Raw genomic sequence first — 387 nt, 5'->3', positions numbered from 1 at the left:
CGGTTCCGAGGTCTCCACGCTGCTGGGCCGCATGCCCTCCGCCGTGGGCTACCAGCCGAACCTGGCCGACGAGATGGGCCTCCTGCAGGAGCGCATCACCTCGACGCGCGGTCACTCGATCACCTCGCTGCAGGCGATCTACGTGCCGGCCGACGATTACACCGACCCGGCCCCGGCGACCACGTTCGCGCACCTCGATGCGACGACCGAGCTCAGCCGTGAGATCGCGTCGAAGGGTCTGTACCCGGCCATCGACCCGCTGACCTCGACGTCGCGCATCATGGACCCCCGCTACCTGGGTGAGGACCACTACCGCGTGGCCACCACGGTCAAGCAGATCCTGCAGAAGAACAAGGAGCTCCAGGAGATCATCGCGATCCTCGGTGT

General features: G+C 66.9%; 1 pseudogene. It reads left to right on the top strand.

The window, feature by feature from the left end:
- Window positions 1-387: pseudogene (locus tag BGN97_RS02980) on the top strand (F0F1 ATP synthase subunit beta); the annotation flags it as partial.

The sequence above is a fragment of the Microbacterium sp. 69-10 genome, from assembly GCF_001897945.1.
Lineage (GTDB): Bacteria > Actinomycetota > Actinomycetes > Actinomycetales > Microbacteriaceae > Microbacterium.
The sequence above is the reverse complement of the archived record's forward strand: the minus strand, read 5'-3'. Positions and strand labels throughout refer to the sequence as shown.